This is a genomic window from Streptomyces sp. NPDC052910, from assembly GCF_055585605.1.
Genome location: NZ_JBVJJR010000002.1, coordinates 736,059 through 759,212, shown reverse-complemented (window position 1 = coordinate 759,212; position 23,154 = coordinate 736,059). Strand labels below are relative to the sequence as shown.

The 23,154-nt window shown below is 73.0% G+C and carries 17 protein-coding genes; 11 read left to right on the top strand and 6 right to left on the bottom strand.

Annotated elements, in window-relative coordinates; all coding sequences use genetic code 11:
- The first annotated feature begins 324 nt into the window (after window positions 1-324).
- The 4 genes from ACZ6X9_RS09005 (at window position 325) to ACZ6X9_RS08990 (ending at window position 10,228) form a co-directional block, all read left to right on the top strand.
- The gene (locus ACZ6X9_RS09005; RefSeq protein ID WP_469777266.1) at window positions 325-6,453 is read left to right on the top strand and encodes a beta-ketoacyl synthase N-terminal-like domain-containing protein; all 6,129 of its coding nucleotides are present in this window, start codon (window positions 325-327) and stop codon (window positions 6,451-6,453) included.
- Complete coding sequence (locus ACZ6X9_RS09000) at window positions 6,348-7,955, top strand: SDR family NAD(P)-dependent oxidoreductase (RefSeq protein WP_469777662.1); 1,608 nt, start codon at window positions 6,348-6,350, stop codon at window positions 7,953-7,955. The genes ACZ6X9_RS09005 and ACZ6X9_RS09000 overlap by 106 nt, the downstream gene beginning before the upstream one ends.
- A gap of 754 nt (window positions 7,956-8,709) precedes the next feature.
- A complete protein-coding gene (locus ACZ6X9_RS08995) occupies window positions 8,710-9,132 on the top strand; it encodes an NHL domain-containing protein (protein WP_469777265.1) in 423 nt (140 codons plus the stop codon).
- Between the two features lie 25 nt (window positions 9,133-9,157).
- A complete protein-coding gene (locus ACZ6X9_RS08990) occupies window positions 9,158-10,228 on the top strand; it encodes an NHL domain-containing protein (RefSeq protein WP_469777264.1) in 1,071 nt (356 codons plus the stop codon).
- 54 nt (window positions 10,229-10,282) lie between these two features.
- Here the strand turns inward: ACZ6X9_RS08990 and ACZ6X9_RS08985 are convergent, their stop codons facing one another.
- The gene (locus ACZ6X9_RS08985; RefSeq protein ID WP_469777263.1) at window positions 10,283-10,783 is read right to left on the bottom strand and encodes a hypothetical protein; all 501 of its coding nucleotides are present in this window, start codon (window positions 10,781-10,783) and stop codon (window positions 10,283-10,285) included.
- A gap of 43 nt (window positions 10,784-10,826) precedes the next feature.
- Window positions 10,827-11,924 carry a hypothetical protein gene (locus ACZ6X9_RS08980; RefSeq protein WP_469777262.1) on the bottom strand — a complete coding sequence of 366 codons (1,098 nt, stop codon included), beginning with the start codon at window positions 11,922-11,924 and terminating at the stop codon, window positions 10,827-10,829.
- Between the two features lie 377 nt (window positions 11,925-12,301).
- Here ACZ6X9_RS08980 and ACZ6X9_RS08975 point away from each other — a divergent pair, with 377 nt between their 5' ends.
- The 3 genes from ACZ6X9_RS08975 (at window position 12,302) to ACZ6X9_RS08965 (ending at window position 15,791) form a co-directional block, all read left to right on the top strand.
- On the top strand, window positions 12,302-13,075 hold the full coding sequence (locus ACZ6X9_RS08975) for a hypothetical protein (RefSeq protein WP_469777261.1): 774 nt from the start codon (window positions 12,302-12,304) through the stop codon (window positions 13,073-13,075).
- Window positions 13,076-13,151: 76 nt separating this feature from the next.
- Window positions 13,152-14,999, top strand: coding sequence for an FG-GAP-like repeat-containing protein (locus ACZ6X9_RS08970; protein WP_469777260.1), 1,848 nt, complete (start codon window positions 13,152-13,154; stop codon window positions 14,997-14,999).
- Between the two features lie 279 nt (window positions 15,000-15,278).
- Window positions 15,279-15,791 carry an RICIN domain-containing protein gene (locus ACZ6X9_RS08965; RefSeq protein ID WP_469777259.1) on the top strand — a complete coding sequence of 171 codons (513 nt, stop codon included), beginning with the start codon at window positions 15,279-15,281 and terminating at the stop codon, window positions 15,789-15,791.
- A 161-nt stretch (window positions 15,792-15,952) separates the two neighbouring features.
- Here ACZ6X9_RS08965 and ACZ6X9_RS08960 read toward each other — a convergent pair whose 3' ends face one another.
- The gene (locus ACZ6X9_RS08960) at window positions 15,953-17,179 is read right to left on the bottom strand and encodes an MFS transporter (protein WP_469777258.1); all 1,227 of its coding nucleotides are present in this window, start codon (window positions 17,177-17,179) and stop codon (window positions 15,953-15,955) included.
- A gap of 327 nt (window positions 17,180-17,506) precedes the next feature.
- Here ACZ6X9_RS08960 and ACZ6X9_RS08955 point away from each other — a divergent pair, with 327 nt between their 5' ends.
- A complete protein-coding gene (locus tag ACZ6X9_RS08955; protein WP_469777257.1) occupies window positions 17,507-18,343 on the top strand; it encodes a helix-turn-helix domain-containing protein in 837 nt (278 codons plus the stop codon).
- Window positions 18,344-18,444: 101 nt separating this feature from the next.
- Here ACZ6X9_RS08955 and ACZ6X9_RS08950 read toward each other — a convergent pair whose 3' ends face one another.
- The 3 genes from ACZ6X9_RS08950 to cynR all read right to left on the bottom strand — a co-directional run bounded on the left by ACZ6X9_RS08950 (window position 18,445) and on the right by cynR (window position 21,036).
- A complete protein-coding gene (locus ACZ6X9_RS08950; protein ID WP_469777256.1) occupies window positions 18,445-19,311 on the bottom strand; it encodes an alpha/beta fold hydrolase in 867 nt (288 codons plus the stop codon).
- Window positions 19,308-19,949: a TetR/AcrR family transcriptional regulator gene (locus ACZ6X9_RS08945; protein ID WP_469777255.1), complete on the bottom strand. Its 642-nt coding sequence runs from the start codon at window positions 19,947-19,949 to the stop codon at window positions 19,308-19,310. The genes ACZ6X9_RS08950 and ACZ6X9_RS08945 overlap by 4 nt, the downstream gene beginning before the upstream one ends.
- Before the next feature lie 178 nt (window positions 19,950-20,127).
- Complete coding sequence (cynR, locus tag ACZ6X9_RS08940; protein WP_469777254.1) at window positions 20,128-21,036, bottom strand: transcriptional regulator CynR; 909 nt, start codon at window positions 21,034-21,036, stop codon at window positions 20,128-20,130.
- 125 nt (window positions 21,037-21,161) lie between these two features.
- Here cynR and ACZ6X9_RS08935 point away from each other — a divergent pair, with 125 nt between their 5' ends.
- The 3 genes from ACZ6X9_RS08935 to ACZ6X9_RS08925 all read left to right on the top strand — a co-directional run bounded on the left by ACZ6X9_RS08935 (window position 21,162) and on the right by ACZ6X9_RS08925 (window position 23,056).
- Window positions 21,162-21,839 carry a carbonic anhydrase gene (locus tag ACZ6X9_RS08935; RefSeq protein WP_469777253.1) on the top strand — a complete coding sequence of 226 codons (678 nt, stop codon included), beginning with the start codon at window positions 21,162-21,164 and terminating at the stop codon, window positions 21,837-21,839.
- Window positions 21,840-22,007: 168 nt separating this feature from the next.
- Window positions 22,008-22,478, top strand: coding sequence for a cyanase (gene cynS, locus ACZ6X9_RS08930; RefSeq protein ID WP_469777252.1), 471 nt, complete (start codon window positions 22,008-22,010; stop codon window positions 22,476-22,478).
- 80 nt (window positions 22,479-22,558) lie between these two features.
- A complete protein-coding gene (locus tag ACZ6X9_RS08925; protein ID WP_469777251.1) occupies window positions 22,559-23,056 on the top strand; it encodes a nucleoside deaminase in 498 nt (165 codons plus the stop codon).
- Window positions 23,057-23,154 lie beyond the last annotated feature (98 nt).

Sequence of the window (23,154 nt, the reverse complement as noted above, 5' to 3'; positions counted from 1 at the left end):
CATGGGGCGGAGCTCGGGGATGAGGGGGTTTCGAGTTCGTCTTCGACCCGCCGGCGCGGCCTTTGCCGGCCGGTGATCTCGGCGTTCAGAGTGTTGCCCGGAGCGTCGACCGTTTCGCGGTCAGCGAATACGCGCGATGGTGCGTGATCGTGGCTCCCGCTAGCAGGGCGGATAAGACGGGTCGCTCTGGTGTGCCAGGTGCGACCTGTTCGTGTGGAAAAGAGGTGATCGCATCATGTGGTGGCTCGTCCTTCGAGAGGCTGCCTGGTAGGCCCGGACGGCTTCTCCCGCTTACCGGACGGCTTCTCTCACTCAGGGGCGTTCATGACTTCCTTGCCGGTTGTGCCCGGAGCGCCGCCGACCCTGCCGGGAGGTGCCGGGTGGCCGGGCGATGCGGTGGCGGTGGTGGGGGTGGGCTGCCGGCTGCCCGGCGGGGTCGTGTCGCCGGACGGGCTGTGGGAGGTGCTGGAGCAAGGCCGGGACCTGGTGGGGGAGGTGCCGGAGGACCGGTTCCCGGCCGCGTGGATGGTGTCTCCCGGCCGCCGCAGGCCGGGCAAGTCGTACACGGCGGCGGGCGGTTTTCTGGAAGGTGACATCTCCGGGTTCGACGCCGAGTTCTTCGGGATCTCTCCCAAGGAGGCGTCCCGGCTCGACCCTCAGCAACGCCTGTCGCTGGAGTGCGCGGTGGAGGCGTTCGACGACGCCGGCATCGATCCGGCGAGGCTGGCGGGCGGCGACACCGCCGTGATGATGGGGGTGTCCACCCACGACTACGCGGACCTTCTCCAGCGACGCACCAGGGCGTCGAGCCCGTATGTGATGACGGGCGTGGCGGCGTGCAACACCGCGAATCGCGTCTCGTACGTCTTCGACCTCCGGGGGCCGTCCGCGGCGGTGGACACCGCGTGCTCCTCCGCCCTGCTCGCGGTGCATCAGGCGTGTGAGGCGCTGCGGTCGGGGCGCAGCTCGCTGGCGCTCGCCGGCGGGGTGAACGTGCTGCTGAGCCCCGGCGGTTTCGTCGGGTTCTCGCAGGCGTCCATGCTCTCGCCCACGGGCCGGTGCCGGCCGTTCGCGGCGGCTGCCGACGGGTTCGTACGGTCCGAGGGCGGCGGGGTGTTCGTGCTCAAGCCGTACGCCGCGGCGCTGGCCGACGGCGACCGGATCCACGCGGTCGTCCTCGCGAGCGGCGTCAACGCCGACGGCCGTACGGCCGGCCTCGCGCTGCCCAGCGCGGACAGTCAGGAGGAGCTGCTGCGCCGGGTGCACGCGGAGGCGGGTGTCGCCCCGGAGGACGTGGTGTACGTGGAGGCGCACGGCACGGGGACACACGTCGGGGATCCGATCGAATGCCGCGCGCTGGGCCGGGCGCTGGGCCGTCGGCGCGAGTGCGGTCTGCTGCCGGTCGGCTCCGTGAAGTCCAATCTCGGGCACATGGAAGCCGCTTCGGGTGTGCCGGGGCTGCTCAAGGCCCTGCTGGTCCTGCGCGAGCGGCGGATCCCGGCGACGCTGCACGCGACACCGTTGAGCGAGGTCATCGACTTCGCCGGCATGGGGCTGGAACCCGTGACCGCCATGCGTCCCCTGGGCGGCTCCGGGCGCGGCGTGGTGGGCGTCAACTCCTTCGGTTTCGGCGGCGCGAACGCGCATCTGGTGCTGGCGGCGCCGCCGACTTCGCGGGAACAGGGCCCTGAAGAACGGCCGGTGGTCACGATCCGCGGACAGCGAACGGCAGCGGTGCCGACGGGCGGCCGACTGCCCGTCCTGGTCACCGCCCGCACCCCCCAGGCGCTGACGGAGGCGGCCGGCCGGTGGGCGGAGCACCTGGAGCAGAGCGGTCCCGGGGAGTTCTACGACGTGGCGTACACCGCCTGGCAGCGCCGGGCGCGGTACGAGCAGCGTCTGGTGGTGCTGGCCGAGGGGCCGGGAGAGGCGGCCGGGGCCCTGCGCGCCGCGGCACGGGGCGAGACCTCCGCCACGACGGCTGCGGTGAGCGCACCGGCGGTGACAACCGGCCGTATCGCGTTCGTCTTCGCCGGCAACGGTTCCCAGTGGGCCGGGATGGGAGCGGAGCTGATGGCGGCCGACGACGCCTTCCGCGAGGAAGTCGGCGCGCTGGACGCGGAGTTGTCGCCCCTCCTCGGCTGGTCCGTGCCGGAGGAGCTGGCCGCGCCGGCCGACGCGGGGCGGTGGGCGCGGACGGAGGTCGCCCAGCCGCTGCTGTTCGCGGTACAGGCCGGGCTGGTCGCCGCCCTGAAGGCGCGCGGCATCGAGCCGGCGGCGGTGACCGGGCACAGTGTCGGTGAGGTGGCGGCCGCCTACTGCGCCGGTGCCCTGAGCCGGGCGGACGCGTGCCGGGTGATCGCCGAGCGGGGTCGGGCACAGGCGGTCACGGCGGGAGCCGGGCGGATGGCGGCGGTCGGCATGAGCGCGGCGGACGCCGGAAGGCTGCTGGAGCAGCCCGCCTACACCGGGCGGCTGGTGATCGCCGGGATCAACAGCGACCGCGACGTCACAGTGGCCGGAGACGCGGCGGCACTGGCCGTACTGGAAGGCGAACTGACGGGCCGCGACGTCTTCTTCCGGGACCTGGGACTCGACTACGCCTTCCACAGCCCGGCGATGGACGCCCTGGACGTCCCGCTGAAGCAGGCACTGGCCGGCGTGGAGGCGGGCGCCGGCCGTATCCCGATGTACTCCACCGTGACCGGTACCGCGTTCGGCGCCATGGTGCCCGATGCCGCGTACTGGTGGCGCAATGTGCGGGAGCCGGTCCGGTTCGCCGACGCGGTGAGGGAACTGACCGGCGCCGGCGGGTGCGACGTGCTGGTGGAGATCGGGCCGCGCCCGGTGCTCGGCGCCTACCTGCGGCGTGTCGCGGCCGGTGCCGGCCGCCCGGTCGCTGTCGTGCCCACGCTGTCCCCGGCGGGTCACGGACCGGCGGCGCTCGATGCCACCCTGGCGCATCTGCTGGCGGCCGGAGCCCAAATCGCCGTGGACCGTTTCTTCCCCGTGCCGGGGAAGATGGTGCCGGGGCCCGCCTATCCGTGGCAGCGGGAACGGCACTGGACCGGCAGCACCACCTGGTGGCGGGAGCCGGCCGTGGAGGACGTGCCCGCGGACGCGGAGCACCCGCTGCTGGGAGCCAGGCAGACCTCCGTACACCCGGCATGGCAGCAGGAGATCGAACCCCAGGTGCTGACGTGGCTGGCCGATCACCGGGCGGGGCCCACGGTGCTGCTGCCCGGCGCCGCCTACGTGGACATGGCGCTGTCCGCCGGCCGGCAGGTGTTCGACGGGCCGGCGGAGGTCACCGGGCTCACGATCCTCAGGGCCCTGACGCTGCCGCTGGACGACCCGGCGATGGACGTACGCCTGCACACGACGCTCTCCCCGGACGGTGCGTTCACCGTCGCGAGCCGCACCGGCACGAACGGGGACTGGACGGAACACGCCCGGGCCCGGGTGCGGCTGCTGCTGCGGGAGCGGCCGGACCGGCTGGACGTGGAGGAGATCCGTGCCCGGCTGTCCGCGGCGTCCACGGGTGACGAGCTTTACAGCGTCTGCGCGGAGGCGGGGCTGTACCACGGGCCCGCCTTCCGTACCGCGACCGGGCTGCTGGCCGGCCCGGGGGAGGTGCTCGGCACCTACGCCGCGACGTTGGAACCGGACGAGCGGCACGTGGCCCACCCGACGACTCTGGACGGCGCCGTGCTCCCGTTCGTGGCGCTGCTCGGCGTCGCCCACGACCGGCCGGTCCCCTACCTGCCCGCCGGGGTCGAGGCGGTGCGGTGCTGGAAACCGCTGCCCGCCCGGGGGCTGGCCCATCTGCGGGCCCGGACGGTCACCGAACACGAGGCCGTCTGGGACATGACCATCACCGACACCGACGGCGAGGTCGCCCTGGAACTGCTGGGCTACCGGGCCCGGCGCTTCGACGGGGTCCTCCCGTCCGGGCTGGTCCGGCTGACCGAGGTGCTGCGGGCGGCCCCGCTGCCCGGCACCCCGGCCGGTCCCTCACCCCTGCCGTCCCCGGGGGAGATCCTGGCGGCGACCACCGGGGAACCGCCCGGCCCGACCGCACACCGGCACACCCGGCCCTACGCCCGGCTCCAGCCCGTCCTGCTGGACCTGGCGGCCCACTTCACCGCCGCCGCGGTACGGGAACTGCTGCCCGGACAAGCCGACTTCACCCTCGACGACCTGTGCGCCGCCGGTGTGCGCCCCCACCGCCGCCGACTGCTGCGCACGCTGCTCGACCTGGCCACCCGGCGCGGCGTGCTGCGCGCCGACGCGGAGGAGAGCCGGTGGCGTCCGGCCGTCGAACCCGCCCCGGGGCGACGCTTCGCCGAGGCGATGCGCGAACTCCCCTCCGAGTCGGTGACCCTGCACACCTACGGGGTCTGCGGACGACACCTGGCGGAAGTACTGCGCGGCGCCGCCGACCCGCTGGAACTGCTGTTCTCCGACCCCGACTCCGTGGCCGCCCGCTTCTACGACAACGCGCTGCCCCTGCGCTTCCACCACCAGGTGGCCCGGTCGCTGCTGCGTACCATCGTGGCCCACTGGCCGGAGGACCGGCCGCTGCGCGTCCTGGAAGTCGGCGCCGGCACCGGCGGCGCCACGGCGTACCTCCTGCCGGAACTGCCGCCGGGGCGCGCCCACTACACCTGCACGGACCTCTCCCCGGCCTTCTTCCCCCAGGCCCGCAACCGGTTCGCCGACCACGAGTTCGTCGACTACCGCGTCCTCGACCTGGACGCCGACCCGGCCGCCCAGGGCTTCGCCCCGGCCTCGTTCGACCTGGTGATCGCCTCCAACGTCCTGCACGCGACCCGCGACCTGAAGGCGGCGCTGAGCCGGGTCGCGGACCTGCTGGCCGACGGCGGCCACCTGCTCGCCGTCGAGACCCACAACCACCACCTGCTGGCACCCGTCTTCGGGCTGCTGGACTCCTACTGGGCGGCCGAAGACACCCACCTGCGTCCCGACGGCCCCCTGCTGCCCCGCGAAACCTGGCCGCGGGTACTGGAGGAATGCGGCTTCTCCGGCACGGTACAGGCCGGTGAGACCGGCGAGCCCATGCGGAGCGACTACTCCGTCATCCTCTCCGCGCGCCGCCCCCGGGCTCTGTCCGCCGGCACCGGTGTCCCGGACCCGGAGCGTACCGGTGACCGGCAGGCGCGGCGCTGGGTGGTGGTGGACGGCCTGGAGACCGGGACCGGTGCCGCCGCACGGGAGGCCGACGCACGGACAGCGGTGATCGCCGCGCTGCGAGCGTCCCAGGGGCCGCACACCGTGACCACCCATGGCGCCGCGGTCCCGTGGACGGGCCTGTTCTCCGCCGGCCGAGGCCCGGCCGACGTCGTGGTGCTGATCGGCGACGAGCCGGGACCCCCGGCCGCCACCACCGAGCGAGCCGTACGGTGCCTGGCGGTGCTGCGGGACATCGCCGCGGCCTGCGCGGAGGCCCCCGAGGGCCCCGAGGTCACGCTGTGGCTGGTCACGCTCGCCGGTCACGGCAGCGGCCACTGTCCGCCGTCGGCTTCCGGCGCCGGGGCGGCGGCCTGGGGCGCCGCCCGCACCCTGGCCAATGAGCAGCCCAGGCCGACGGTGCGCAGGATCGCCCTCACGGCCGGGGGACAGCAGGCGGACGCCATGGACGTCCTGGCCGCCCGTCTCGTGGAGGAAATGCTCGCCCGCCCCGAGGACGACGAGGTCCTGCTCACCCCCGGCGGCCGGTTCGTCACCCGCGTCACGCCCCTGCCCCCGGCCTGCTCTTCGTCCGCCGACGTGGCCACCACCCCCTACACCCTGACCTTCGACGAACCCGGCCACCACTACCGGCTCGGCTGGACCGCCACGACCGTGCCCGCCCCCGGGCCGGGAGAGGTGGTCGTGGAGGTCGCCGCCACCGGGCTGAACTTCCGCGACATCACCACCGTCACCGGCCTGGTGCCCGCCCCCGCGCTCGACCGCAGGCCGGACGTGGCGGCCCTCGGCCTCGAGTGCGCGGGAACGGTCACCGCGGTCGGCCCCGGCGTCACCCACCTGGCCGTGGGCACGCGGGTCGCGGGCCTGGTCATGGGCTGTTTCGGCTCCCACGCCCTGGGCAACGCCGACGGCTTCCTGCCGATCCCCGACGCCATGACGTTCCCCGAGGCGGCCACCCTGCCCCTCGCCTTCCTGACCGTGCATCACGGACTGCGTCACCTCGCCCGCCTGGCCGAGGGCGAGACACTTCTGATCCACGGCGCCGCGGGCGGGCTCGGCCTGGCCGCCCTCCAGTACGCCCAGCGCGTGGGGGCCCACGTCATCGCCACCGCCGGCAGCCCCCCCCCAAACGCGACCTGCTGCGTCTGCTCGGCGTCGAGCACGTCCTGGACTCGCGCAGCCTGCACTTCGCCGAACAGGTACTCGAACTCACCGGCGGCGAGGGCGTGGACGTCGTACTGAACTCCCTCGCCGGGGAAGCCCTCGTCCGCGGTCTGGGCCTGCTCAAGACCCAAGGCAGGTTCGTGGAGGTGGGCAAACGCGACTTCCTCCTCGACAACCCGCTGCCGACGGCCGTCTTCCAGCGCAGCGTCTCCTTCTTCGGCGTCGACGTGTCCACCCTGCTCACCGGCACCTCGGCGCTGGGCCACGCCCATCTGGACGCCATGCGGGCCGAAGTGGCCGCCGGCCGCTACCACCCGCTGCCCCACCGCACCTATCCCGCCTCCCGCATCCACGAGGCGTTCGCCCTGCTCCAGCACTCCCGGCACAGCGGCAAGGTGGTCGTCACCTTCGACGAACCGGTCTCCGTCCGGCAACAGGAGGCCCGCGCACCGCTGGACCCGGACGCCACTTATCTGATCACCGGCGGCCTCGGCGGATTCGGCGCGGCCACCGCCCGCCATCTCGCCACGCGCGGCGCCCGCCACCTCACCCTCATCAGCCGCCGCGGCGGCGACGCGCCCGAAGCCCCCGCCCTCCTCACCGGTCTACGGTCCCTCGGAGTGCGGGTGGCGGCGCACGCCGCCGACGCCGCGGACCCCGAGGCCCTACGGCGCGTCCTGGAGCGCATCGACGCCACCGGCCGGCGGCTGGCCGGAGTGGTGCACGCCGCCATGGTCCTCGACGACGCCCCGCTGACCGAACTGACCGATGACCGCCTGCGCGCCGTCCTCATCCCCAAGATGACCGCCGGATACCTCCTGGACGACCTCACCCGCCACAGGAACCTCGACTTCTTCGTCGTCCACAGCTCCGTGGCCGCGCTGGCCGGCAACATCCGCCAAGCTCCCTACGCGGCCGGCAACACCGCCCTGGAAGCCATGGTGCGCGAGCGCCGCCGCGCCGGCCTGCCCGGCCTGGCCGTGCAATGGGGAGCGATCGCCGACACCGGCACCCTCCAACGCAGCGGACTGGCAGCCGAACTGGCCGCCATGGGCCTGGACGGCCTCCGCGCGGGCGAGGCACTGCCCGAGCTGGACCGCCTACAGGCTCGCGGTGACGCCCCCGTCGCCGCCGTCGGCCGGGTCGACTGGCGCACCCTGCGCCGCTTCCTGCCCGCCCTGGCCTCCCCCCGCGCCGCCGCCCTGCTCCCCGGCCCCGACGAGGCGGAGGCCGACGACCGCCTGCTCACCGCCCTGGCCACCGCCACACCCGAAGAAGCCCTCCGCCTGGTGGAGGACACCCTGGTCGAGCTACTGGCAGACGTGCTGCAGACCACCCCCGACCGCATCGACCGCACCCGCCGCCTGGACCAGCTCGGACTCGACTCCCTGATGGGGGCCGAACTCGCCTCCCTGATCGGACGACGGCTCGGCTGCGACATTCCCCTCATGGAAATGGCGGGCATCACCACGCTGCCCGCCCTCACCCAGCGCCTCCTCAGCCGCCTGGACCACCGCCCCGCCGAACCGCCGCCGGGCACGACCACCGCTGCCGCGCCGGCGGGGCACCGGAAAGCCTGATCAGCCGACGCGCTTTCAGCGGTCAGCCGGTCAGCCGGTCAGCCGGTCAGCCGGTCAGCCGGTCAGCCGGTCAGCCGGTCGGGCTCGACGAGAGAGCCCTGCCGGCGGGCGTATTCGGCGAAGGCGGGCGATCGGAACGACGGCGGCACCGGTAAACGCCACGGAGCGCCACGAAGCCGGGGAAAGGGTCCCAGGCCGTGCGGAGGCTCGACAACCGCCGCTTGCCGGGCGGGCCTTGTCGATTCGCGGGCTGAGGTGACAGGGGGACGTGGACGTCGTCTCACGGGCTGAACCGATCGAATGCGTCATCGCCGATCCGATCGGATCGGAAGAACCTCACGGACAGTCTCGAGGACTTCGCCTGCTTGTTGCGCGAAGAGACACCGGCCGGTGCGCGGCGACCTTCGCCCTCGTGCTAGCCGACCAGCACACACCCCTTCCGTAGTACCGTCCGCCGACGATGTGCCGGGGGCGCGCCGGCATGGCGATGCGCCGGTCTAGTGGGCGGCGCTCCCGCGTCACCCGATGGGCGGGTTTGCCTGTCGCGGGTCCGGACGGGGATCTGTCGGCCTCCAGCATGGGAGGAGCGCGCCTCCGGTAGCACGGTCGCTTCGCTCCTCGTCGCCGGGGGACGTTCCCCGCCTGAGAGGAAGGGCCTTGGCGGCCCTTCGAGGGCGGACAGCACGGCAGTTGGCCAGGTCCGGCAGACCCATACAGCGGCCGTTCGCGGTGAGCGGTCGGTGACGGCGAAGGGATGGCGATGAGCACTGCCCACGCGGCTGCTACAGGTGATGAGGACTCCGCCCGCCCGATCAGAACGGTCGCGGGGACCGGGGACGCGGCGTTCGGCGGGGACAAAGGTCCCGCCGGTGCGGCCCGGTTGAACGGTCCGTACGGGATCGTGGTGGACAGCACGGGAACCCTGTACTTATCCGATCACCACAACCACCGGGTCAGGAAGGTCTCGACCGACGGGAAGATCAGGGCGGTCGCGGGGACCGGGGACGCGGGATTCGACGGGGACGGCGGCCCTGCCACTTCGGCTCGGTTGAACTGTCCGCGCGAGGTGGCCGTGGACAGCGCGGGCGCCGTCTACATCGCCGACGCCAGTAACCATCGCGGCCGACGGGACGATCAGCACGTTCGCCGGCACGGGCACCGGGGGCTTCGGCGGTGACGGCGGTCCCGCCACCGAGGCCCTGTTGAAGTACCCGCACGGAGTGGCGGTGGACGGCGCCGGTGCCGTCTACATCTCCGAGTGGGGCAACCACCGGGTCCGGAAGGTCGGGACCGACGGGACGATCAGTACGTTCGCCGGCACGGGCACCGGGGGGTTCGGGGGTGACGGCGGTCCAGCGGACGCGGCCCGGTTGAACCACCCGCAGGGAGTGGCGGTCGACGCGGCGGGCGCCCTCTACATCGCCGACTGCGACAACCAGCGGGTCCGGAAGGTCGCGGCCGACGGGACGATCAGCACGTTCGCCGGCACGGGCGTCGCGGGCTTCGGCGGTGACGGCGGCCCGGCCGCGTCCGCGAAGCTGTACAACCCCATGGGAATGGTCGTGGACGGCACCGGCGCCCTCTACATCGCCGACTGCGACAACCACCGCATCCGGAAGGTCACGGCCGACGAGAAAATTCACACGGTCGTCGGCGCGGACTCGGCGGGCTTCGACGGTGACGGCGGCCCGGCTGATTCGGCCCGGTTGAACATGCCGTTCGGGCTCGCCGTGGACTGCGTCGACGCGCTGTACATCGCCGACTTCAGCAACCACCGGGTTCGGAAGGTCGCGGCGCCGGGGATGGCCGGGCTGCCCGAGTCGGGCACGGTGGTCTGCTGGGCCAACGTCCGCAGCCGACTGCGGATGGCGGTGGTCCGGGAGTCCACCGTGGACGGGGCCGAGATCCACCAGACCCTCCCCGCTCCCAGGGACCATCAGCGGTGGCGGCTGGTCGTGGCGGGTGAGCACGACGGAGAGGTCCTGTACAGGATCGAGAACGTGCGCAGCGGCAAGGTCCTGGAGGTCGGCGGACCGCGGGAGACGCCCTGGGCGGTGGTCGCGCAGCGCGCCTACGAGGGTGCCGAGGCGTGTCACCAGCAGTGGAGGCTCATCCCGGTGGGCCCGGTGAACGGCAGCCCGCGGAGGTACGAGCTCGCGAACCGCGGCAGCGGTCTGCTCCTGCAGACCGGCACGAACGCCCGCGCGGTGATCAAGCAGGACGGAGCGGAGGGCGACCACCGGGGTCGGCAGTGGCAGTTGCTTCCGGTGTGACACGGGAGGGGGCAGGGGCGGCTTCGCCCCTGCCCCCTCCCGCCCGGTGGCTCGCTATTTCGACCCGGGCGGGTTGTCGGCGGTCGCTTTGGGTGCCTTGCCGGCGTCCGGCGCCTTGGGGGCCTCCGGGGTCTTCGGGGCCTTGGCGTAGTCGCTCTTCCTCGGCATCTGCAGGTCCTCGTCCTTCCGGAGGTCGGGGTCGCCCTTCACCGTCGAGCTCGACCGCTGCATCCCGTCGGCTGCCGCCGTGGACACCGAGTGGGCATCCTTGGCGAACCGGGCCTGCTCACCGGCCGATTCCTGGGTGGTCTTGATGAAGGAGCCGAGGAAACCCAGGATGACGCGCGCTTCGGGTGACTGCTCCTGCACGATCTTCGCGCGGGAGGACGCCCCGTGGATCGCGCCGTCGAACAGGCTCGTGCTCTTGTCGTCGTACGTGTCGTCGTCGGCGTCCTCGAAGTCGACGTCCGCACCGGGCCGCGCCTTGGCCCCGGCCCGCACGGAGAAGAGCCCCGCGCTCCGGTCCCCGAAGTCGAAGATGTTCTGGAACACCATGCTGGTCACCCCTGGTCGTCGTCGTGGCGGCACCGCCGCCGGCTCAAGGCTGCTTGTGCAGCGACCGGTCGCTGTCGGTCAGGCTTTGGTGGTCGAACATCGTGTGGTGGACGTCGAGCGCGGAGACGACCTCGGCCAGCCCGTGCACGAAGAAACCACCGCCGTCCAGATCGAGGTCGCCGATGGGGCGGGCGACCATCCGGTCGAGGCCGGGGTAATCCCCCGGCTGAGGCGGCGACAGGACCGCCACCGGCACGGCGTAGTACACCGCGATCAGCCCCGAGAGGGCCACCGGGATCTCGTAGCAGTAGTGCTTGTGACAACGCCGCTGCGTGACGATGGTCTCCACGCGGCCGCCCGCGGGGACCTCGCCGGAAATCTGCGACCTCGACGCCCAACTGGTGGTCAGCGAGCCGCTGACCGACGCCGCGATGCCCAGTGCCAACTGGGCGTTGAGCGTGGCGGTACCGGTCGCGCTGCCCGTGGTCGTGAAACCCACCGAGTTCGTCACGGTGTTCGACGCGGAGTTCGTCGCCGCGTTCCGCACGGAATTCTCGGTGGTGTTGGCGTTGTCCGTTCCCATGTTGTCTTTGCTGCTCTTGCTGGTCACCGTGTTCGCGTTCTTGTTCGTCACCTCGTTCTGGCACTGCGTCTGCAACTGCGACTGGAGGTCCAGCCGGAGCTGATTCTGCAACTGCAATTGCAGTTGTGCGCTGATGGTGCCGCCGAAGGTGAGCTTGGCGTCTGCCGAGAGCGACCATGAGATGCCGTTGGACACGGTGAAGTCGACCGAGTCGGTGAAGGTCATCTTGGACGTCTGACTGCGGTTCACGTAGGTGCGTGAGGAAAACGTGTCGGGCGGCGGCGGGCCGATGTCGCACCGCTCTTCGATCAGCGGTTCCCCGAGATGCATATAGGCGATCCAGCCCAGTTGGAACGCGGTCACGGAACCGGGCAGGCTGCCGAAACGCTGCTTGTTCACGGAAAACCCGATGGGCTTGTGCCGTACGCCGTAGTCGTCGACGTAGACCAGGTTGGGGTGGTTCAGGACGGACTGCCAGTCGATGCCGAGTTCCCGGAGGTTCTTCTTCGTGAGCGGCTGGCGCTTGGCCCGTCCCAAATTGAACGCGTTGGAAGACATTCCCTGCCCTCGTCTCATTTCGGCCGGACCTCGTCCGGTGAAATATAAACAGGAACATGTGCGCGTCTGCGAAAATCGAAGCTAGCACGGAACCCGGCACCCGGGAAGGCGTTGATGTGAAAAGCGCTCAATCGGGTGGCAAAGCTTCGCGGGGTGCTCGACTCCCCTGATCGGACGGTAATTTGAGGGGCTGCCGCTCACATGACCGGCGAATCTCCGGCGATGCCGCCGGCCGAAAAAGGCCGGTCTTGCGGTAATGCCATTTCACCGGTTTCCGCGCGAATGCCCGAAGCGGTGAGTGATCAAGCGGCGAATGCTCGAAGCGGCGAATGCCAGAAGCATTGTTCTCCACACCACGACCGAGTGAGGATTCCGCGATGTACACCCAGGAACGCACCGCGATGTCGAATTTGGTGGTCGGCGGCCCGGTAGCGGTGAACAGCTACGACAACGCGATCGTGGCGGCGCTGGTCGAGAACCGGCCGGTCATGCTCGTCCACGCCTTCAACGGCGGCTACCTCCGGCCGGCCGAACTGGCGGAGGCGAGCCACGACAAGGGCGTCAAACTGGCCACCGCGCTCGACCCGGCCACCAAGGAGGCGAAGGGCCACCTCTGGTACATCACCCCCGCCGGTTTCTTCGGGCAGCGGCCGCTGTACTTCCTCGAGAGCGCCGCCGGCCAGGTCTCGCCCCAGCCCGCCGGAACGGCCCAGTCCACCGGAGTGGCCCAGCCCACCGGAATCTCCCAGTCCACCGGAGTCGCCCAGGCGGACGACGGCCGCGGCGACGACGGCGTGCCCAAACCGCGCCGCAGGCGCGTCACCGTCCACCAGGAGGCCCCCAAGAGCACGGCCGACACCGTCCAGGTGGGTCTGCCCGACAAGGTCGACGACAAGTGGCGCGGGAAGAACGGCGCACCCGAGGACACCCAGCTCTGGGTCGTCACGGTGACGCCGTGGGGCGGGATCACCTTCGTGCCGATCACCCACCCCGACGCCATCCTCGGGTTCAAGGACCACGCGGTGGCGGCCGACAGCGAGGTGCGCCTCACCTACAACTGGGGCGGGGACTTCACCGGGACGATCATCAACACGTTCTACCCCCGGCTGCCCAGCGAGTGGAACGTCCCCTACCACCACGTCTTCACGTGACCGGCGGGCACTGCCGCGTCCCCTTCGCCCCGAGCCCGCGCCCCAACCGCCTGGAAGAGCTGGAAGAGGCAGCCCGATGCCCGTGCCCACGGAAGACCTGAAGCTGACCATCGTCAACGCCGCCACGGGGCAGACCCTCGCGGTCAGGGCCGCGCCGGGCGCGGACGGGGCACTCGTCGTCCGCGATGTCCCCGACGGCGGCCCGGACCCGGAGCAGTGGCGGCTCACGCCCGTGCGGACCGCGCAAGGCGGCCCGGTGCCGGAGGAGCAGTCCTACCTGATCCGCAACGCCGCCGGCGGCAAGGTGTTCGACGACCCCGCCGCCGCGGACCGCGGCGTCCGCCAGTGGGACGCCGCCGCCGGCGACAGGAAGGGCCAGCAGTGGCGGATCGTCCCCGTCGAGGGCGAAGCGGGCCTCTACCGCGTCGAGGGTTTGTCCGACGGCGCCGTGCTCGACCTCGCCGACCCCGGCGACGAGGACACCCGGGTCGTGCTGCGCGCGTACGACGACAGCGCGGAGAGCCAGCGGTGGAGGTTCGTCCCGGCCGAGCCGGAGCGGACCGGTGACCCGGTGCTGCGCTGGGCACCGGTGAGCCACTGGAACGGTCGCCGGTCCTGGCGGCTGACCCGCTCGGCCGCCCTGCGGCCCGTACCCGGCGCGACGCCCCCCTTCAGCGACATGCTGCTGGTTCTCGCGGAGTTCGGGAGCGACCGGGACGCCGGAGGGTGGACGTGCGAAGGGCCCGCCCGTCCCGTCGGCGGGCCACCCGTCCGGTGGGCCGGCCCCGGCGACCGGTTCCTCGCCGACACCACGGGAACGGGACGGGTGGACATCGTCGGCATCGAACCCGCCAAGGGCGTCGTGGCGTCCTCCGGCCGAGGTGACGGCACGTTCGACGACCAGCGGGTCCTGCACCCACCCGTGCCCTCCCCGAGCCCCGCGGACCTGTGGGCCCTCGCGGACACGACGGGCAGCGGCAGGCCCGACGTCGTCGTGCTCGCCGCCGACGGTGTGCGGGTGTCCCCGCAAGCCGAGGACGGGACGTTCGCGCCGGCGGGCGGTGAGCCGGCCCTCGCCGCGTTCGGGCACGGACCGCAGGCCGGTGCATGGCGGAGCGACCGACACCCCCGCCTCCTCGCCGACACCACCGGCGACGGACGGCTCGACATCGTCGGCTTCCACGGCGACGGCGTCCGGGTGTCGCTCCAGGACGAGGACGGCGCGTTCGCACCGCTCGCGGACGAGCCGGTCCTCCGGGCGTTCGGCCACGACGAGGAGGCGGGCGGCTGGCTGGGCGACAGGCATCCCCGCTTCCTCGCCGACATCACCGGCGACGGCCGGCTCGACATCGTCGGCTTCCACGACGACGGCGTCTGGGCGTCCCTTCAGGACGAGGACGGCACGTTTTCCGAACCCTTCTACCTCCTGGACGACTTCGGGGTGGACCAGGGGTGGGGTTCCGCCGAGGAGCACCCGCGGTTCCTGCTGAACACCACCGGTGGCGGGGGAGTGGACATCGTCGGGTTCGGCCCGCAGGGCGTGGTCGTCTCACGCGGGCGCGGTGACGGGACGTTCGAGCCCGCCGAGCTCGTCCTGAACGACTTCGGACGCGCCCAGGGCTGGACGGGCGAGAAGCACCTCCGCTTCCTCGCCGACGTCACCGGGGACGGCGACCCGGACGTCGTCGGCTTCGGCGACGAGGGGGTCTGGGTGTCGGTCAACCGCGGTGACGGCCGGTTCGAGCAGGCCCGGTTGGTGTGCCGCGGGTTCGGGTACCACGACGACGCCGGCGCCTGGCGGGCCGGCCGCCACCCCCGCTTCGTCGCCGACGTCACCGGTGACGGACGCGTCGACATCGTCGGCTTCGGCGGACCGGGTGTGTACGTGGCCCGCAACCTCTTCCGTCACTTCAGGACCCGGTAGCCGGGCGAAAACGGCACCGTCCCGGGGCCGTTCCACGGCGTCGCCTTCTCCGTCGCTCGCGCCCCCCGCCGGCGTGGGCGAGCGCTACCGGCCGGGGAGCGGTACCGGCCGGCGCGCCGAGGAACGGCTCCTCCGCCTCGTCGCCGCGGGCCGGGGTCTCCTCCGGCCCGCAGCGGCCTTCCGTACCTGACATGGCAACCGCGACTTTGTCGTGTGCCGCAGGGCCGTTGGCTAGGTTCGCCGATGTTGCAGACGCTATCCCCTGACGAAAGGCGTGTCATGCGCAAGCCAGCGGCGTTCCTGTCGGCGGTCTTCCTGGCGGTGGGCTTCCATACGGCCATGGCCCCGCAGGCCTCGGCGGCCGGCCCCAACTGGGGAGAGCTCTTCACCCCGGTCGGCCCCGGGAGCTGGTACCCCGGGAAGTGCGCCACCCCCAAGGGCAACAGCACGGCCAACGGGACCGTCGTCACCCTGTGGACCTGCACGGGGGACGAGCTCCAGAAGTGGGACCGCGACGGCTACCAGATCGTCCACAAGGCGAGCGGCAAGTGCCTGACCCCGCGGGGCGACGCGTACGACACCAACGGCGCGGTGCTCACCCTGTGGCCGTGCGACAACAGCGGCGACAACCGCAGCCAGCAGTTCTGGTCGGACGACTGGTCCATCAAGACCAACTACTCGGACAAGTGCCTCACCAACAAGGGCGGTTCGTCCGGAAACGGCACCTACCTCACCCTGTGGACCTGTGCCTCGGACTATCCGCCGGAGCAGCACTGGCTGATGCGGTACTGACGGGCGGCGGCACTCCGGGGGACGGAGTCCCGCCGGCGGTCCGGCCGTTGCCGGCGGCGGCTCTCCGGGGGGCTTCCCGCGCGGCACGGGCGGGCCGTACGCCGCGGCCGGCGGACCACGGCGGGCGACGGGAGCCCCCGCACCCGAGCCCGTGGGTTCGGCTACCGCGCGTCCGGGGCCGTCGGCGGTCCGGTGCGGTGTCCGCCGGCCGACGACACGCGCTGGTAGCGGGCCCGGCCCGCCGCCGCGGCCGCCGTCAGGGGCACGGTCAGGAGCGCCGCCAGCCAGAACAGGGGCCGGTAGTCGTGCGCCTGGGCGGTGGAGGCCGCCAGCCCGCTTGCCGCGGCGCTGCCCCCGTACAGGGCGACGCCGAACATGGCCACGCCCGTCGCGCGGGCCGTCGGGGACAGCGCCGTCGCCCACGACTGGATCGTGGAGTGCATGAACGACCAGCCGCCCCCGAGGAGAAGGGCGACCACGACGAGCGCCCCGGTGGACTGGCTGTACCCGGCGACCAGGTAGGCCACGGCCATCTGCGCCCCGCCGGCCACGATCAGGCCCACCGGGGACCATCGGCCGACAAGCCGCTTGACCACCTGCGCCGCCGCCGTGGAACCGACCCCGTACAGGGCCGCGACCGCGCCGGCCAGGGCGGTGGGCACCCCGCGCGCCTCCAGGGCCGGGGCCAGGAAGGTCAGGAAGCCGAGGAGCACGGCCCCTTCCAGCATCGCCACCGCCATCACGTACCACTGCCACGGCGAGGACAGGACCACGCGGAAGGGCGCCGACAGGGAGGCGGACGGTGCCCGCTCGGGCTCGGGCAGCCGGCGCAGGGCCACCGCCAGGCAGGCGGCGAGGACACCCGGCAGTGCGAAGACCAGCCGCCACGTGAGGTAGTGCGCCAGCGCCCCGGCGACGGCCGTGGCCACGGCGGTGCCCAGCGCGAACGCGGTCATCAGCTCGCTCAGCGGGCGCTGCCGTGTCGCGGCGGGCACCGTGTCGCCCACGTACGTCAGGGAGGCGGCGATGGAGGCGGCGAAGAACGCGCCGGCCAGGGCGCGGGCCGCGATCAGCACGGGGGCACTGGGGGCGAGGGCCGAGGCCAGGGCGGCCGGTGCCGCGCCGGTGAGCGACACCCGCATCACCCACACACGGCCCCAACGGTCGCCGGCCGCCCCCCATACCGGCTGCATCAGCCCGTAGGCGAGGTAGTAGCCGCTCGCGGCCAGCACCACGGTGGGAAGCGGGGCCCCGAGCTGCGGGCCGATCAGAACCAGCATGGGGGCGATGCAGAAGCGGTCGAAGTTGCTGACGAATCCGGCGGTGTACAGCAGCCGCAAGGAGGCCGCGGGCAACGTCGCAACCGGGGGCGGAGCAGTGGTGGTCACGGGGCGGATGCTCCCTTCCGGGAGGGCTCGGCGAGAACGGATGACGGACGGACCGGTCCTGGACGGACGCGGCCCGGCCATCAGTTCAGCACCGGACCCCTCGGGGCGGAGACCGCCGGCTATTACCATCTCTCACACCCTGCCGTTCCGGCATCGCGCCTGGTGGCGGCAGCATCATCACAGGGCGACCGCGGCCGGGCGGACGCCCGCCGGCCGGAGGGGAAGCACCATGACGCGCGGGAGGCCGTCACCCCCGGACACCGGCGCACCGCCCATCGCGGACCCGGGTGCCGTACCGTCCGCGGCCGGCCGCCGGCGCGGTGGCCGGTGAGCACCGCGCCCCTGCCGCCGGGCGGGTCCCCCCGCCGCGAACTGGGGGCCTTCCTGCGGTCCCGCCGCGAACGGCTGACGCCGCGGGAGGCGGGCCTGCCGGACGCCCCGGGCCGCCGGACGCCGGGGCTGCGGCGGGCCGAGGTCGCGGAGCTCGCCGGCATCAGCGTCTCCTGGTACACGTGGCTGGAGCAGGGCCGGGCCCGCACCTCGGAGCAGGTGCTGCGCGCGGTGTCCCGCGTACTGCGGCTGGACGCCGCGGAGACGGCGCACGTCCTGTCGTTCGTGGAGGAGAGCAGGCCGCCCGCCGACGCCCCCACCTGGGTGTCGCCCAACCTGCTCACCCTGGTGCGGGCCATGACACCGCACCCCGCCGTGGTGCTCGACCCGCACTGGGACCTGCTGGCGTGGAACGCCGGATACGCCGCGCTGCTGACGGATCCGGCCCGGCTGCACCCCAGGCGGCGCAACCTCCTCTGGCTGGTGTTCCGCTGGCCGCCGGCCCGCACTCTGCTCGCCGACTGGGAACAGGAGGCCCGTGCCCTGCTCGGCCAGTTCCGGTCCCGGGCGGCCCGCCGGCCGAACGATCCGCGGTTCGCCGAACTCGTCACCGAGCTGCTGGCCGACGCCGACGCGGCCCGCTGGTACGAGCGCCGGGAGACGGCCGGTTTCGAGCCCGCGGTCCGCCGCTTCCGGCATCCGACCGTGGGTGAACTGCGCCTGCGGTACGTCAAACTGGCCGCCGTGGACGAGCCCGGTCACCACTTCCTGGCCTACCTGCCCGACGACCGGGACTCCGAGGACGCCCTGCGCCGCCTACGGGCGGACGGATAAGTCACCGGGGCCGTGGCGACTGAGGCCGCCGAGGGCGCTTGGCGACGGGGGCGGCCCGCGCCGCCTCACCGCCCCCTCGCCTCAGCGGGCCTCCGGCGGACCTACTCGTCTCCTCCGACCTCTTCCAGGAACGGGACGATCGCGTCGATGAAGTGCTCGTTCCGGTCGCCGGCCACCATGTGCCCCGCACCGGCGACGTCGACGCGCCGCGCCCGGGGGACCGCGTCGCAGAACTGCTCGGCGACGTCCGCACGCACGACATCGCTGATCCCGCCGCGGACGAGCAGGACCGGCACATCGGCGCGGCGTGCGGCGGTGAGGAGGCGGTCGGCCATGCCGGGCGGGTCCATCCGTCCCGCGAAGCTCTCCGGCATCCGGGGGTCCCAGTGCCAGACCCAGCGATCGCCTTGCCGCCGCAGGTTCCTCCGCAACCCTTCGGTGTCGTCCGGGCGCGGGCGGTGCGGCAGGTGGGCGGAGACCGCCGCGGCCGCTTCCCCGAGGCCGGCGAAGCCGTCGGGCCGGCCGCGCATGAACGCGACGATCCGGCGCACGCCGCGGGGGTCGGGCCGGTGGGCGACGTCGACGAGCACCAGAGCGCGGACGGCCGCCCTGGGCGCCTCGCCGGCGGCGAGCAGCGCGCTCAGGCCGCCGAGCGAGGCCCCGACGAGCACCGGCCGGCCGCCGAGTGCGGTGACGAGCGCCCGGACGTCCTCGGCGAACAGGCCGAGGTCGTAGTCGCCGTCGGGAGACCACCCGCTGCCGCCGTGCCCGCGCAGGTCCGGGGCGACGACCCGCCACCCCAGCGCGGCCAGCCGGGGACCGGCCCGGTGCCAGGCGTACCGCGTCTGGCCGCCGCCGTGGAGCAGGACGAGAGGCGGCGCGGCCGCCGCGCCCCAGACGTCCGCGGCGAGCAGGACCCCGCCGCCGCCCACGAAACTCCGGGCGCGGGACGGCGCGCCGGCCGTCACGCCGTGCCCCGGGTGCGCAGCGGTGCGAGGAACCGGTCGCGGTGAGGGGCCGCGGCCGCCGCGGCGAGCGCCACGTCCAGCGCGAACACGGCACGCGCGAGAAACCGGTCGTCGTCGATCAGGCCCGCGACCCACTGGTGCAGCGCGCCCACGCACGAGGTGGCGACGGCGGCGGCCAGCGCGTCCGTGTCGACGTCGGCGCGCAGGAGGCCCTGGGCCCGCGCGTCCGCCATCGCCCGGCGGAGCTGGGTGAGCGGACTGCGGCGGAACACCAGGCCGCTCGCCTCCCACTCGCGCACCATGTGGCGCGAGACGACCGGGTCGCTCACGAACAGCCGGACGGTCGCCGCCACGACCTGCCGCGGGTCGAAGGGCCCCTCGGCGGCTCCCCGCGCCGACGCCGCCAGGTGGCGTTCAAGCGTCTCCAGAAAGCCGGCGGCGAGCGCCTCCCAGATCCTCTCGCGCGGTCCGATGAGGTTGTAGACGGTGGCCGGTGCGACCCCCGCCCGCCGGGCGATCCGCTCGGTGCTGATCACCGAATCCGGGTTTTCCCGCAGGAGTTCACGCGTGGCGTCGAGGATCCGGGCGCGTCGCTGAGCCTTCCGCCGCTCGCGCAGCCCTCCGTCGGCCGGCCGCATAAGCTCACGCCCCTTCCGGAAATTTGGAGACCTCTCCAAGTTTCCGGGCCGCCTCCGAACGCGGTCAAGAGGCGGGCGCCGGGTTCCCGGCCGGTCTACGCGTTCCGCCCCGTCCCCGCCCCATCGGGAGCGGTGGGACGGAGCCCGGAGCCTCGACGGCCGGCCGCGCCGTGCCGGTTCAGGCGGGGGCGTAGGCGCGGGCTGTGACGTGGTCGTGGACGAGGCGGGTGAAGGCGCGGGCGGCGGCGGGCTGGTAGGCGCCCTCGCGGGTGAGCAGGGTGACGGTGCGGGTGGGGAGGGGTGGGTCGAGGGGGACGGGGGTGAGGTGGGGGTGGTCGTGGGTGATGGCGTCGGGCAGGACGGTGGCCAGACCGGTGCGCCGGACGATTTCGGTGAGTGCCTGGATGGAGTTGGCTTCCACGGCGATGCGCGGGCGGACCCGGTGGCGGGCGAAGTAGGCGTCGATGTGCCCCCTGGTGGCGAAGTCCGCGCTGAGCAACGCCAGTTGCCGCTGATTCAGGTCGTGGACCGGCAGGGGGCGGCGGTCGCCGGTGGGGGGCCGCTGTGCCGCGGTGACGAGGCTGAGGGTCTCGGTGAACAGCGGTGCGGCGGCGATGCCGGGCAGGTGCGTACCGGAGAAGGCGATCCCCAGGTCGACCTCGTCGCCGGCCAGACCGGCTTCGATGCGGTCCTGGGTCGCTTCGGTCACGGTCAGGGTGATGCCCGGGTGGCGGGCATGGAACCCGGCGGCGACCGGGCCGACGAGGTAGGCGGTGAAGGTCGGAGTCACCGCGAGGCGGAGGTGGCCGCGGGAGAGGTCCCGCACGTCGTGGACGGCCCGTTCGGCGGCGGACAGGTCACGCAGCGCCCGGCGGGCGTGCTCGGCGTAGACGGCGCCGGCGTCGGTGGGCCGCACGGTGCGGCCGGTGCGGTCGAGCAACTGCACGCCCAGGGTGCGCTCGAGCTGTTTGATCTGCTGGGAGAGGGTGGGCTGGGAGACGCGCAGGTGCTCGGCGGCGCGGGTGAAGTTGCCGTGTTCGGCGACGGCGAGCAGGTAGCGCAGGTGACGCAGTTCCAAGGCGGCCATAGGCCTCACTATAGATGCGAGCAATGGAAGGCATGGGAAGCAACTCTTGGACACTATAGGTCCAGGTCATGCATGGTGGATTTCGTCGGCCCCCGGGCCCGACGGCCACCGGAAGGGAGTGACCCATGCAGGACCTCACCGAGGGCGTCGCGCGGTTCCAGCGCGAGGTCTTCCCGGCCAAGGCGGACCTTTTCTCCCGCCTCGCCGCCCACCACACACCGCACACGCTGTTCATCGGCTGCTCGGACGCCCGTGTCGTACCGGAGCTGATCACCCAGGGTGAGCCGGGTGAGCTGTTCGTCGTCCGCACCGCGGGCAACCTCGTCCCCGCCTACACGCCCGGCGCCAACGGGGTGGCGGCGAGCATCGAGTACGCCGTCGGCGTGCTGGGTGTGCGCGACATCGTGGTGTGCGGCCACTCCGCCTGCGGTGCGATGACCGCCCTGGCCGAAGGACACGACCTCACCGGCGCGCCGGCGGTCGCGGAGTGGCTGCGGCACGCGGACGCCGCCGTGGCCCGTACCGCCGGCATGGCGGCGGGCCCGGAGAAAGTCGGCGCCCTGGTCCGCCGGAACGTGTACGCGCAGATGGCCAACCTGGCCACCCACCCCTCCGTCGCCCGGGCGCTGGCGGAGAGGAAAGTGACGCTGCACGGCTGGGTCTTCGACATCGCCACCGGGCGCGTCGAAGCTCTCGACGTCACTGGCGTCAATGGCGTCGCTGGCATCACCGACGCCATCGGCGTCACCGGCGCGGGCACCACCCAAGCCACCCACGCCACCCGCACCACCCACGCCGCCTGACCGGGACCCGGCCCCCGCCCGCCCCGGCCCCCGCCCCGGGCCCTGCTCCGAGGCGTTGACGGCACCCGGTCCGCGACCCGACGGGACGCGGACCGCCCCCACCCGAGAATCCGCCGGTCCCCTCCTTTCCCCGAGGACCGGCGCCACCGCACACGTAAGGAACCCCTGATGGTGCACGCCCAGTTCGACCCCACCGCCCGCGAGGCCCTGGCCAACGCCGCCGTGGAGGCAAAGATCCGCAAGAACCTCACCTGGGAGCGGATCGCCGAGGCCTCCGGCCTGTCGGCCGCCTTCACCACCGCCGCGATCCTCGGCCAGCACGCCCTCCCCGAGGCCTCCGCCAAGGCCGTCGCCGAGCTGCTGGGTCTGGACGAGGACGCGGTGACGCTGCTCCAGACCATCCCGACCCGCGGCTCGATCCCCGGCGGCATCCCCACCGACCCGACGATCTACCGCTTCTACGAGATGCTCCAGGTCTATGGCACCACCCTCAAGGCCCTCGTCCACGAGCGGTTCGGCGACGGCATCATCTCCGCGATCAACTTCAAGCTGGACGTGAGGAAGGTCGCCGACCCCGAGGGCGGCGAACGCGCTGTCATCACCCTGGACGGCAAGTACCTGCCGACCAAGCCGTTCTGATCCGGCACGGGCGGGGCCGCACGGTCCCGCCCGGCCCGGCCCCGTCGCCCCCCTCCCCGCACACCGGAAAGGCCCCGTTCATGGACTTCGCACAGCGCACCATCGATCTCGCCCGGCAGAACGTCGCCGAGGGCGGCCGCCCGTTCGCGACCGTCATCGTCAAGGACGGCGAGGTCCTCGCCGAGAGCTCCAACAAGGTCGCCCAGACCGGCGACCCCACCGCCCACGCCGAGATCCTCGCCATCCGCGAGGCGTGCCGGAAGCTGGGCACCGAGCACCTGACCGGCACCACCATCCACGTCCTCGCCCACCCCTGCCCGATGTGCCTGGGCTCGCTCTACTACTGTTCGCCGGACGAGGTCGTCTTCCTGACCACCCGCGACGCCTACGAGCCCCACTACGTCGACGACCGCAAGTACTTCGAACTCGGCTCCTTCTACGACGAGTTCGCCAAGCCGTGGCACGAGCGCCGCCTGCCCATGCGGTACGAGCCCCGCGACGCCGCCGTCGAGGTCTACCGCTTCTGGCAGGAGCGCAACGGCGGCGAACGCCGCGTCGCCGGCGCCCCCACCGCCTGACCTCGCCGCCTGATCCCGCCGCCCGAATCCGCCACCCTGCCCGAGGTGATCGAGAGGGGGGCCCGGATCGCTCCGGACGCCGCTCGACTCCTGGTCTC